This window comes from Terrihabitans soli (assembly GCF_014191545.1).
GTDB classification, from domain to species: Bacteria; Pseudomonadota; Alphaproteobacteria; order Rhizobiales; family Methylopilaceae; genus Flaviflagellibacter; species Flaviflagellibacter soli.
In genome coordinates this window covers 2,258,185-2,270,395 of the sequence record NZ_AP023361.1, presented here as the reverse complement: position 1 = coordinate 2,270,395, position 12,211 = coordinate 2,258,185, and the positions used below count along the sequence as shown (strand labels likewise).

General features: G+C 62.2%; 9 protein-coding genes and 1 pseudogene. 8 read left to right on the top strand and 2 right to left on the bottom strand.

The window, feature by feature from the left end; all coding sequences use genetic code 11:
* Positions 1-45 precede the first annotated feature (45 nt).
* The 7 genes and pseudogenes from fliR to IZ6_RS11680 all read left to right on the top strand — a co-directional run bounded on the left by fliR (position 46) and on the right by IZ6_RS11680 (position 9,539).
* On the top strand, positions 46-768 hold the full coding sequence (gene fliR, locus IZ6_RS11710) for a flagellar biosynthetic protein FliR (protein ID WP_222877622.1): 723 nt from the start codon (positions 46-48) through the stop codon (positions 766-768).
* 8 nt (positions 769-776) lie between these two features.
* On the top strand, positions 777-1,856 hold the full coding sequence (flhB, locus tag IZ6_RS11705) for a flagellar biosynthesis protein FlhB (protein ID WP_222875230.1): 1,080 nt from the start codon (positions 777-779) through the stop codon (positions 1,854-1,856).
* A gap of 91 nt (positions 1,857-1,947) precedes the next feature.
* Complete coding sequence (gene cckA, locus IZ6_RS11700) at positions 1,948-4,485, top strand: cell cycle histidine kinase CckA (RefSeq protein ID WP_225873896.1); 2,538 nt, start codon at positions 1,948-1,950, stop codon at positions 4,483-4,485.
* 225 nt (positions 4,486-4,710) lie between these two features.
* Positions 4,711-5,029, top strand: a pseudogene (locus IZ6_RS11695) (DMT family transporter).
* 140 nt (positions 5,030-5,169) lie between these two features.
* Positions 5,170-6,222: a recombinase RecA gene (gene recA / locus IZ6_RS11690; protein WP_263971494.1), complete on the top strand. Its 1,053-nt coding sequence runs from the start codon at positions 5,170-5,172 to the stop codon at positions 6,220-6,222.
* A 212-nt stretch (positions 6,223-6,434) separates the two neighbouring features.
* Positions 6,435-9,095, top strand: coding sequence for an alanine--tRNA ligase (alaS, locus tag IZ6_RS11685; RefSeq protein WP_222875228.1), 2,661 nt, complete (start codon positions 6,435-6,437; stop codon positions 9,093-9,095).
* A gap of 66 nt (positions 9,096-9,161) precedes the next feature.
* Positions 9,162-9,539: a VOC family protein gene (locus IZ6_RS11680; RefSeq protein WP_222875227.1), complete on the top strand. Its 378-nt coding sequence runs from the start codon at positions 9,162-9,164 to the stop codon at positions 9,537-9,539.
* A gap of 2 nt (positions 9,540-9,541) precedes the next feature.
* On the opposite strand, the gene IZ6_RS11675 is transcribed toward IZ6_RS11680, so the two are convergent.
* A complete protein-coding gene (locus IZ6_RS11675) occupies positions 9,542-10,015 on the bottom strand; it encodes a hypothetical protein (RefSeq protein ID WP_222875226.1) in 474 nt (157 codons plus the stop codon).
* Entirely contained in the window at positions 10,012-11,226 is a 1,215-nt protein-coding gene (locus IZ6_RS11670) for an NADP-dependent isocitrate dehydrogenase (protein WP_222875225.1), read from the bottom strand. Before IZ6_RS11670 ends, IZ6_RS11675 begins: the two co-directional genes overlap by 4 nt.
* 159 nt (positions 11,227-11,385) lie before the next feature.
* Here IZ6_RS11670 and IZ6_RS11665 point away from each other — a divergent pair, with 159 nt between their 5' ends.
* On the top strand, positions 11,386-12,189 hold the full coding sequence (locus tag IZ6_RS11665; protein ID WP_222875224.1) for an RNA methyltransferase: 804 nt from the start codon (positions 11,386-11,388) through the stop codon (positions 12,187-12,189).
* The last annotated feature ends 22 nt before the right edge of the window (positions 12,190-12,211 follow it).

Sequence of the window (12,211 nt, the reverse complement as noted above, 5' to 3'; positions counted from 1 at the left end):
GGGATAGTGAGCTTCCAGATCCTGCCGGAACTCAGCTTCGCCTTCATGCTGATCTTTTCGCGGATCGGGACGATGGTGATGCTTCTGCCGGGGCTCGGCGAGCGCTCGTTCCCGGTGCGTGTCCGTCTGTCGGTCGCGCTGATCCTGACGCTTGTCTTCTTCCCGCTGGCCTCGAGCTTTTATCCGACGCCGTTCACCGGCGTCGTCCAGGTGATCGGTCTTCTGATCGGCGAGATCGCCATCGGCTTTGTGCTCGGCATTGGCGGCCGCATGATGCTCGGTGCGCTGCAGACCGCCGGTACGATCATCGCCAACCAGCTGGGCCTTGCCTTTGTCACCTCGCTCGATCCGAGCCAGGGACAGCAGGGCGCCTTGATCGGCACCTTTCTCTCGCTGCTCGCCGTTGCGCTGATTTTCGCGACGGATTTGCATTATCTCGTCATCGCGGCGCTTGGGCACAGCTATGAGATTTTCCGCCCCGGCGTTTTTCCGGATGCGGGCGATGCCGGCAAATATGTCGCCGAACTTGCCGCCGGATCGTTCAAGATCGCGGTGCAGATTTCGGCACCCATCCTGATCTTCGGCCTCATCTTCAATGTCGGGCTTGGCGTTCTTGCGCGCCTGATGCCGCAGATGCAGGTCTTCTTCATCGCGATGCCGGCCTCGATCATTTTGGGCTTCGCGGTTCTTGCCCTCGTCCTTGCCGCCATGATGGGAGTGTACCTCTCCTATCTGGAAGGTGGGCTCAACGCACTTCTGCAAAGGTGATCTGACCGATGGCAGAAGAAGAAGGCGGTAGCGGCGAACGCTCGCAAGAACCAACCCAGAAAAAATTGGACGATGCGCGAAAGCGCGGCGACGTTCCGAAATCCATCGAAGTCAATAACTGGTTCCTTCTGTCGGCGGGTGCGCTGTCGCTGCTGATGTTTGGCGGCGAGGCGGCACGGTCGCTGACCATGGGGCTGAAAGGCTTCCTGACGAATGTTGCGCATATCCCCGTCAACGGCGGATCGCTGACGCAGCTCACCGTCACCATGTCCATACTGGTCCTTTCGGCGCTCGCTCTGCCGCTGCTGTTTCTCGTCGGCGCCGCAATCCTCGGCAATATCGTGCAGAACGGCCTGATCTATTCGACCGAACAGATCGAGCCGAAGCTGTCGAAGATTTCGCCCATGGCCGGCTTCGGGCGCCTCTTCTCCAAGACGAGCCTTGTCAATTTCGCCAAAGGCATCGCCAAGCTCGTCATTGTCGGTGCGGCGGTGGTGTGGGCGGTGTGGCCTAAACGCGAAGAGCTCGGCCTGATGGCGACGCTCGATGTCGCGAAGCTGACGCCGTATTCGTTTGATCTGATGAACTCCATGCTCGGCACATCGATCGCGGTTTTGACCGTGCTCGCCATCGCCGACTGGCTGTATCAGCGCCACAGCTGGATGGAGCGCCAGAAGATGTCGTTCCAGGAATTGAAGGAAGAGTACAAACAGCTCGAGGGCGATCCGACCATCAAGGCCAAGATCCGCCAGCTCCGCATGCAGCGGGCGCGCAATCGCATGATGCAGCAGGTGCCGCAGGCCAGCGTCATCATCACCAACCCGACCCATTACGCGGTAGCGCTGAAATACGAGCCGGGCATGAACGCGCCGCTCTGCCTTGCCAAGGGTCTCGACGCCATCGCGCTGAAGATCCGCGCCATCGGCACCGAACACGACGTGCCGATCGTCGAAAATCCGCCGCTCGCCCGCGCGCTTTACGCCAGCGTCGAGATCGACGGCGAGATTCCGACCGAACACTTCAAGGCGGTCGCCGAAGTCATCGGTTACGTCATGAATCTCAAGAAGAAGACCGGCTGGCGCCAGTAAGCTTTGGGCTAAGCTTTGATCTGTGAGCCAAAAGCCGCATGCGATTGCAATTTAAGGCCTCCACGACCACTCTCCGCCGTTGGAGGCAGGTGTGGCAAAAACCGATTCGCGCGTGGGCGGCTTCGACGCCCCCATCGATCGCACTGACCCTCCCGGAAACATCAAGGCCGTTCTGGCGCTCGCCGGGAGCCTCGTCGGCGCAGCACTCGGGCTGACTTTCGTCGGCGGCGAGAGCGCGGGCGTCTACATCCTGATCTTCCTCGCGGTTCTGGCGGCCATCGGCATTTTTGCGCTGTTTGCCATCGCCATCGGCATCTTGCGCTTCGGCACGCGCAGGAAAGACAATGATTTCGCTCGCATCCTCCTCGGCGCGGCGGAGGAGGGGCTGATCGTTTCCTCAAGCGAAGGCGAGATCGTCTTCGTCAACCGCGCCTATCTCACTTTGACGGGTGTCGACGATCCGGCCCATGTCCGCTCGGTCGAGCGCATCTTCGCCTCCGATCCCGATGTGGCCGAGGCCATCTACCGCCTGTCGCAGGCGGCGCGGGAAGGCAAAAGGCTGCAGGAAGAATTTCGCGTCGGCTCCGGGCCGCGCGGCGTTCCGGCCTGGTTTCGCATCCGCGTGCGCCCACTGGAACAGCCCGGGTTCAAAAAGCCGCTCTCGGTCTGGAGCGTCGTCGATGTCTCGCGCGAGCGCGAGCGGCAGGAAAACGTCTTCCAGGAATTGCAGCACGCCATCGATTACTTGGATCATGCGCCGGCCGGGTTCTTCTCGGCCGAAACCGACGGCACGATCGGCTATATGAATGCGACGCTCGCCGATTGGCTGGGCCATGATCTCGGCCAGGTCGGGGCGGGGGCGCTGAAGCTTTCCGACGTCTTTGCCGGCGACGGCGCATCCTTGCTGTCAACTCTTTCGGGGGCGGGCGGCACGGTCAAAACCGAAGCGCTCGATCTCGATCTCAAGACCCGGTCCGGCCAGAGCTTCCCGGTCCGCATCCTCCACAAGATCGCCTATGCGCCGGACGGCACGGCGGGGCCGTCAAAGACCCTTGTGCTCGACCGCTCGCGCGCCCGCGGCGTCCACGATCCGCTGCGCGATGCGCAGGTCGAGTTCGCGCGCTTCTTCAACACGACACCGATAGCCATTGCGACGGTTGATAAATCCGGCCGCGTAAAACGCACCAATGCCAGTTTCGCGCGCCTCTTCGGCGACGCGATGAAGGGCGAGAACCGCGACATTCTCTCGGCCGTGGCCGAGGCCGGGCGCAGCCCGCTGGGCGAGGCGTTGAAGCGCGCCGTCGCCGGCCAGAGCGACATCAAGCCGGTCGAGGGCCTCATCGACGGCGATGGCGGCGCCTCCGTCCGTTTCTACTTCTCGGCCATGGAAGCCGCCCGCGACGAGGACGATCCGGACGGTGAGGCCGCGATTCTCTATGCGCTCGACACGACCGAGCAGCGGGCGCTCGAAGGCCAGGTCATTCAGGCGCAGAAGATGGAAATGGTCGGCCAGCTGGCCGGCGGCATCGCCCACGACTTCAACAATGTGCTGACCGCAATCATCGGCCATGCCGATCTTCTGCTTCTGTCGCACAAGCAGACCGACCCGTCCTTCCAGGACATCATGCAGATCAAGCACAACGCCAACCGGGCGGCGGGGCTTGTGAAGCATCTTCTGGCCTTCTCGCGCCGCCAGACGCTGCGTCCGCAGGTGCTCGGTCTCGGTGATGTTCTGACCGATCTCCGAATGATGCTGGCGCGCCTGTTGGGAGAGAAAGTCGAACTCGACGTCAATCACGGCCGCGATCTGTGGCTGGTGAAGGTCGACAACAGCCAGTTCGAACAGGTCGTCGTGAACCTCGTCGTCAATGCGCGCGATGCCATGCCCGAAGGCGGCAAGGTGACGATCCGGACGAGGAATGTCGGGGCAAGCGAGGTTGGCCATTTCGGCAAGCCGCTGCTGCCGGCCGCCGATTGGGTTCTGGTCGAGGTCGAGGATACCGGCACCGGCATCCCCGACCATATCCGCGAAAAGATCTTCGAGCCGTTCTTCTCCACGAAAGAGGTCGGCAAGGGCACGGGCCTTGGACTCTCGACCGTCTACGGCATCGTCAAACAGACGGAAGGGTTCATCTTCTGCGACTCGGTCGTCGGCCGCGGCACGGTGTTCCGTATCTTCCTGCCGCGCCATGACGCGGTCGAAGTGGAGGCGCCAGCCGCCAAACCCGTGACCGAGACCTCGGCCGCGCGAGACATGACCGGGCAGGGCACCGTTCTCCTCGTCGAGGATGAGGACGCGGTGCGCAGCTTTGCGACTCGTGCCCTCGAATCGCGTGGCTATTCGGTGCTGTCGGCCAATTCGGGGGTCGAGGCACTGAGCCTGATCGATGAGAAGGCGGGCGGCATCGACCTCGTCGTTTCCGACGTCGTGATGCCGGAAATGGACGGCCCGACGCTTCTGAAGGAACTGCGCAAGCGCAATCCGGCCATCAAGATCATCTTCGTCTCGGGTTATGCCGAAGACGCCTTCAAGAAGAACCTCGCCGAAGACGAGACTTTTGCCTTCCTGCCGAAACCCTTCGCCCTGAAGGATCTCGTCCAGGCGGTGAAGGACACGATGCCGAGCTAATTTGCCTCTCCCCGTGAAACGGGGAGAGGCCGAGACCGCGTAGCGGTCCGGGTGAGGGGGGTCTACTGGCGCTTGCCCCTCACCCCGACCCTCTCCCCCGCGGCGGGGAGAGGGAGAGAGCTGCAGCTTGAACCCCATCCCGCCTGTCCCACATATATAGAGTGTGAGGGGACGGCCCCTCGCTCCCCTTAAAATCGTCCGGGACGACCCGCTTCGGAGCCAGTCATGGCCTGGGTCATCCTTGTTCTCGCCGGCGCCCTCGAAATCGTCTGGGCGTATTTTATGAAGCAGTCGCACGGCTTCACCCGGCTCACCCCTGCGCTCATCACGCTTCTTACGATGGCCGGCAGTTTCGGGCTTCTGGCAGTGGCGATGAGAACTTTGCCACTCGGAACCGCCTATACGATTTGGACCGGCATCGGCGCGCTCGGCGCCTTTGCTGTCGGCGTCTTCGTGCTTGGCGAAGCCGCTGGCGGGCTTCGCCTTTTCGCCGCGTCCCCTGATCCTGTCCGGTCTTGTTCTCATGAAACTGGCGACGTCCTAGGCCGCAAGAAATCCACGCACAAAACGAGAACAGACTTGCAAATGAGAACAAAATGAGTACAGTCCCCTTCATCGCAATTCCCTGCGAGGCGGAGAAGGGTTACCACCGTGGCATCATCGGCGAATCTTAAGGTCGTAGAAGTGGCAGACGCCAATAAATCCAAGGCGCTGGATGCTGCGCTTGCCCAGATCGAACGCAATTTCGGCAAGGGCTCGATCATGCGTTTGGGCGCCCGCGAAGTCCTCGAAATCGAGACGATCTCGACCGGCTCGCTCGGCCTTGACGTCGCGCTCGGCGTCGGCGGCCTGCCGAAGGGCCGGGTGGTCGAAATCTACGGTCCGGAAAGCTCGGGCAAGACCACGCTCGCCCTTCACACGGTGGCCGAGGCCCAGAAAAAGGGCGGGGTCTGCGCTTTTGTCGATGCCGAACACGCGCTCGACGCCATCTACGCCAAGAAACTCGGCGTCAATCTCGACGACCTTCTGATCTCGCAGCCGGATGCCGGCGAACAGGCGCTTGAGATTGTGGACACTCTGGTCCGCTCCGGCGCCGTCGATATCGTCGTCGTCGACTCGGTCGCCGCGCTTGTGCCGCGGTCCGAACTCGAAGGCGAAATGGGCGAGGTTCAGCCCGGTCAGCAGGCCCGCCTGATGAGCCAGGCGCTGCGCAAGCTGACGTCCTCGATCGCCCGCTCCAACACGCTCGTCATCTTCATCAACCAGATCCGCATGAAGATCGGCGTCATGTACGGCTCGCCGGAAACGACGACCGGCGGCAACGCCCTGAAATTCTATGCCTCCGTCCGCCTCGATATCCGCCGCATCGGCGCCATCAAGGATCGCGACGAAGTCGTTGGCAACCAGACCCGTGTCAAGGTCGTCAAGAACAAGGTCGCCCCGCCGTTCAAACAGGTCGAATTCGACATCATGTATGGCGAAGGCGTCTCCAAGACCGGCGAGCTCATCGATCTTGGCATCAAGGCCGGCATCGTCGAGAAGTCCGGCGCCTGGTTCTCCTATGACAGCCAGCGCCTGGGGCAGGGCCGCGAAAACGCGAAAACCTTCCTCAAGGACAATCCGGATGTGGCCAAGAAAATCGAAGGTCTGATCCGCCAGAATGCCGGTGTTCTGGCCGAAAAAATCCTGGAAGAGGGCGCCCCGGAGCCCGAGGACGATGGCGACCCCGAGGCCTAATCGTCCACACACCATCATGGCCGCCCTCCGCGGCCATCCAGTCCTCCTCCGCGCTGGATTGCCCGGGCCTGAAAGGGTGCCGGGCATGATGGTATTGGGGAGGGGGAACCGGAGCGGGCCGCCTTTCCTAGACAGGCCTTCGACCCGCCGTTAAGACAGCCCGGGGCCCCTCTTAAAAGCGGGGCGGGACTGGGTTTTTACGAGCGGCATTGATGAGCAGCGTCAACGAGATCAGATCGGCCTTTCTCGAATACTTCGCGAAAGAGGGGCACCAGATCGTGCCGTCCTCGCCGCTTGTGCCGCGCAACGACCCGACCTTGATGTTCACCAATGCCGGCATGGTGCAGTTCAAGAACGTCTTCACCGGCGTCGAGAAGCGGCCCTATTCGACGGCGACGACCGCGCAGAAATGCGTGCGCGCCGGCGGCAAGCACAACGATCTTGAGAATGTCGGCTACACCGCGCGCCATCACACCTTTTTCGAGATGATGGGCAATTTCTCGTTCGGCGATTACTTCAAGGAACGGGCGATCGAACTTGCCTGGACGCTGTGCACGAAGACCTTCGACCTTCCGAAGGATAAGCTTCTCGTCACCGTCTACCACACCGATGATGAAGCCTTCGGCTTGTGGAAGAAGATCGCGGGTCTTCCCGACAGCCGCATCATCCGCATTCCGACCTCCGACAATTTCTGGGCGATGGGCGATACCGGTCCTTGCGGCCCATGTTCGGAAATCTTCATCGACCAGGGCGACAAGCTGCAGGGCGGCCCGCCCGGCAGTCCCGATCAGGACGGCGATAGGTTCCTCGAATTCTGGAACCTCGTCTTCATGCAGTACGAACAGGTGACGCCCGAAGAGCGCGTAAACCTGCCGCGTCCCTCGATCGATACCGGCATGGGCCTTGAGCGCATGGCTGCCGTCATGCAGGGCGTGCATTCGAATTACGACACCGATCTTTTCCGTGGACTGATCCGCGCCTCGGTCGAGGCCATCGGCGTCGATGCCGAAGGTCCGCGCCGGCCGAGCCACCGTGTCATCGCCGACCATTTGCGCGCCTCTGCCTTCCTCGTTGCCGACGGCGTGCTGCCCTCGAATGAGGGCCGTGGTTACGTCCTGCGCCGCATCATGCGCCGCGCCATGCGCCATGCCGAACTTCTCGGCGCCAAAGATCCGGTGATGTTCAAGCTTGTCCCAGCGCTCGTGCGCGAAATGGGCTCGGCCTATCCCGAACTCACCCAGTCCGAAGCTCTGATCTCGGAAACGCTGAAGCTCGAGGAGTCGCGTTTCCGCAAGACCCTCGCCAAAGGCCTTGCGATCCTCGACGAGGAGAGCTCGAAGTTGAAAAAGGGCGACACGCTGTCGGGTGATGTCGCGTTCAAGCTGCACGACACCTATGGCTTCCCGCTCGATCTGACGCAGGACGCGCTGCGTGGCCGCGAAATCCTTGTCGATACCGCGGGCTTTGAGACCGCGATGGACAAGCAGCGCACCGAAGCGCGCAAGAACTGGGCGGGCTCGGGCGAGGCCGCGACCGAAACCGTCTGGTTTTCGGTGCGCGACAAGGCCGGCGCCACGGAATTTCTCGGCTATGACACCGAAGTCGCGGAAGGCGTCGTCACCGCCGTCGTCAAGGATGGCAAGGAAGTGCCGAGCCTCAAAGCCGGGGAGAGCGGTTTCGTCGTTCTCAACCAGACGCCGTTCTATGCTGAAAGCGGCGGCCAGCAGGGCGACCGCGGCGAGATGACCGGCGCGGGCATCGCGCTCACCGTCACCGATACGCAAAAGCGCGCCGATGGCGTCTTCGTTCATGCGGTGACGGTGTCGAAGGGCGATGTCGCGCCGGGCGCCGCGCTCGAACTCAAAGTCGACCATGCCCGCCGCACCTCGATCCGCGCCAATCATTCGGCGACGCATCTTCTGCACGAGGCGCTGCGCCGCGTGCTCGGCGATCATGTTGCGCAGAAGGGCTCGCTCGTTGCACCCGACCGTCTGCGCTTCGACTTCTCGCATACGAAACCGATTTCTGCAGACGAACTCGCCGAGATCGAAAGCATCGCCAATAAATTCGTTCTGCAGAACGAGCCGGTCGTGACCAAACTCATGGCCGTCGACGATGCGGTGGCGTCGGGCGCCCGCGCTCTGTTCGGCGAAAAATACGGTGATGAAGTGCGCGTCGTGTCCATGGGCACCGACCGCGATGGCGGTGCGCCGAAGGCCTTCTCGATCGAGTTGTGCGGCGGCACGCATGTCGGCCGCACGGGGGATATCGGCCTTGTGGCGATTACCGGCGAAAGCGGTGTTGCCGGCGGCGTCCGCCGTCTGGAAGCTGCGACCGGCGAGGCCGCGCGCCGCCTGCTGCGCGAGGAAAGCCGCGCGCTCGATGAGATCACTTCGCTGTTGAAGGTTCCGCTGGCCGATGCTCCGGCGCGTCTGTCGGCGCTGCTCGATGAGCGCAAGAAGATGGAACGGGAGCTGACCGATGCGCGCAAAAAACTGGCGCTCGGTGGTGGTGGCGGCGAAGGCGCATCCGAGGATGTGAAGGATGTCGGCGGCGTCAAATTCCTTGGCCGCGTGCTGAAGGGCATTCCCGCCAAAGACCTCAAGGGCATGGTCGACGATGCCAAGAAGAAGCTCGGCTCGGGCGTGATTTCCTTCATCGCCGTCGATGAGGAAAACCGCGCATCGATCGTTGTCGGCGTTACGGAAGATGTCGTTGCGAAGAACAACGCCGTCGATCTGGTGCGCGCCGCAGCCGAGGCCCTCGGCGGCAAAGGCGGCGGCGGACGTCCCGACATGGCGCAGGCCGGCGGACCGGACGGTGCGAAGGCTGATGCCGCGCTCGCGGCCGTCGAAAAGCAGCTCCGCGCTTAAGCGAAGTCATCGTCCTTCCACAAGGCTGGATTAATTTGTGCGTCGACTCGAGGCGAGGAGTTCGACATGGCACAGCGGGACGGGCACGCGAAAGTTTCGGCCTATGTGATGGCCTATGATGCACCGCGTATTCTTGATTTCATGCGCGACGCGTTTGGCGGCGAGATCATCCTCAGACATGACCGTGCCGACGGCACGCTGATGCACGCCTCCGTCCGTCTCGGCGATTCGACGATCATGATCGCCGACGGCACCGAAGAGTTTCCGTCTTTCCCGGCCTGGCTGCATGTCTATGTCGACGATGTCGACGGCACCTACCATCGTGCAATCGAGCACGGCGCGACATCGTTCGACGAGCCGAAGGATCAGCTCCATGGCGAGCGCCGCGGCGGCGTCAAAGATATCGCCGGCAATGTCTGGTGGATCGGCTCGGCGCAGAACTGAAATCAGCGGTGAAAGAATGTCTGGCCGGTCAGCGCCGCGACGGCCAGCGAAATCATTGAAATGATAAAGCCGGCAATCGACAGGCCGAAGCTGAGCCAGAACGTGTTCAGCCTGAGCTTCATATAATTCATGCGCAGCGCCTGGAATTCCGGGTTCTGGTTGCGGCCGCCGCCGCCTCCGCCGCCGGGCGGAATCTCTTTCAGAAAGCCCATATAGCCGCCGTTCAGCGCCCAATAGCGCCCGGCATTCGTCACCTCAACGCGGGTGCGGCCCTCACCGGAAAAGCGCGCGAGTTTGAGTTCGACGAGACGGTCCGCAGCCTTCTTCGATACTGCGAGGTGCGCGGCGTCCTCATTGGCGAAGATCTCGCCGCGGCCGGCAAAGGCCGCAGCAAGCAGCTCATCGATCCGCCGCTCGACGGTGACCGGGTCGTCCGGCGTATCGTCGTCGAGCAGCGGATCTTCCGCATCGCTCATCCCGCCATCGCTTTTTTGAGATTCTCGTCGATCTTGTCGAGGAAGCCCGTGGTCGACAGCCATTTCTGATCGGGGCCGACCAGGAGCGCGAGATCCTTGGTCATGAAACCGGACTCGACGGTGTCGACGCAGACCTTCTCCAGGGTCTTCGCAAACTTTGCGAGCTCGGGCGTGTTGTCGAGTTTCGCGCGATGGGCAAGACCGCGCGTCCAGGCGAAGATCGAGGCCATGGAATTGGTCGAGGTTTCGCGGCCTTTCTGATGCTCGCGGTAATGACGCGTCACCGTGCCGTGTGCGGCTTCGGACTCGACCGTCTTGCCGTCGGGCGTCATCAGCACCGAGGTCATGAGGCCGAGCGAGCCGAAGCCCTGCGCCACCGTGTCGGACTGCACGTCGCCATCGTAGTTTTTGCAGGCCCAGACATAGCCGCCCGACCATTTCAGCGCCGAGGCCACCATGTCGTCGATGAGGCGGTGCTCGTAATGGATCTTCTTCTTCTCGAACTCCGCTTTGAATTCGGCGTCGTAGATCTCCTGGAAGATTTCGCGGAAGCGTCCGTCATAGATTTTGAGAATCGTGTCCTTGGTGGAGAGGTAGACCGGGTAATTACGGTTGAGCCCGTAATTGAAGGAAGCGCGGGCGAATTCCTTGATCGAGTCGTCGAGATTGTACATCGACAGCGAGATGCCGGCGCCCGGTGCTTTGAAGACCTCTTTCTCGATCACCTTGCCGTCGTCGCCGACGAATTTGATCGTCAGCGTGCCCTTGCTCGGGAATTTGAAATCGGTGGCGCGGTACTGATCGCCATAGGCATGGCGGCCGATGATGATCGGCTGCGTCCAGCCCGGCACAAGGCGCGGCACGTTTTTGCAGATGATCGGCTCGCGGAAAATCACGCCGCCGAGAATGTTGCGGATCGTGCCGTTCGGCGACTTCCACATTTCCTTGAGGTTGAATTCCGTCACGCGATCGGCGTCCGGCGTGATCGTTGCGCATTTGACGCCGACGCCGTGCTTCTTGATGGCGTTGGCCGCATCGACCGTGACCTGATCGGAGGTCTTGTCGCGGTATTCCACGCCGAGATCGTAATATTCGAGCGTGATGTCGAGATAGGGATGGATCAGCTTGTCCTTGATGAACTGCCAGATGATCCGGGTCATCTCGTCGCCGTCGAGTTCGACCACCGGGTTCACAACCTTGATTTTCGCCATGACCTGAACGCCTCAGTGTTGTTGGGAGCCTTCCATCGCTGAAGGGCGCATCCTCGCTGCTCGCTGCTCAAAAGAAAAGCGGGCAGGCGAAAAGGGATGCGGCCTGCAGCTTTTCGGGCCGGTTTTGCGGGCCGGCAGGGGATGGGCTAGAGGGGGACTATGACAACGGCCCCCGCCATCATTCTCGTTGAACCGCAAATGCCGGAAAATATCGGCGCGGCCTCCCGGGCAATGACCAATTTCGGCCTGACCGATCTTCGCATCGTCAAACCGCAGACGAAGTTTCCGCATCCCAAAGCCGTGGCGATGGCCTCCGGGGCCGTCCAGGTTCTGGACGCGGCGCGGGTGTTCGACAGCGTCGAGGAGGCGGTCGCCGATCTCGGCCTTCTCTTCGCAACGACGGCGCGCGAGCGCGGCCAAGCGAAGCCCGTCGACGGCCCCGCTGAAGCCGTGAGCCTTATGCGCGCCGCCGGGGCGGGCGGCACAAAATCGGGCGTTCTCTTCGGCCGCGAGCGGACCGGGCTTGAAAACGACGAGGTCTCGCGCGCCGACCGGGTGCTGACTTTCCCGGTCTCGCCGAAATTCCGCAGCCTCAATCTCAGCCAGGCGGTGCTGCTGGTCGGCTATGAATGGTTCAAGGCCGAAGACGGGTCCTTGCCCTTCGACATGCCGTCCCATTCGCCTTTGGCCGAGAAACAGCACCTCAACGCCTTCTTCGCCCATATCGAGGAGGCGCTGGCACGGGCCGGCTTTTTCAACCCCGAGGACCGAAAGCCGATCATGGTCCGCAACCTCAGGAACATCTTCCACCGGCTGGGGCTCTCAGAGGCTGATCTCCGGACCCTTCACGGGGTGATTGCCGCCCTGGAAGAGGGGCCGCGCGGGCCTTCGCGGCGGGACAGGCGGAAACTGAAAGCCTCTGAAGAAGACGGGCAAAAACCCGTTGAGGATGAACAGGGGTAAAAGTGGCGCCTCTGGGCCTGCC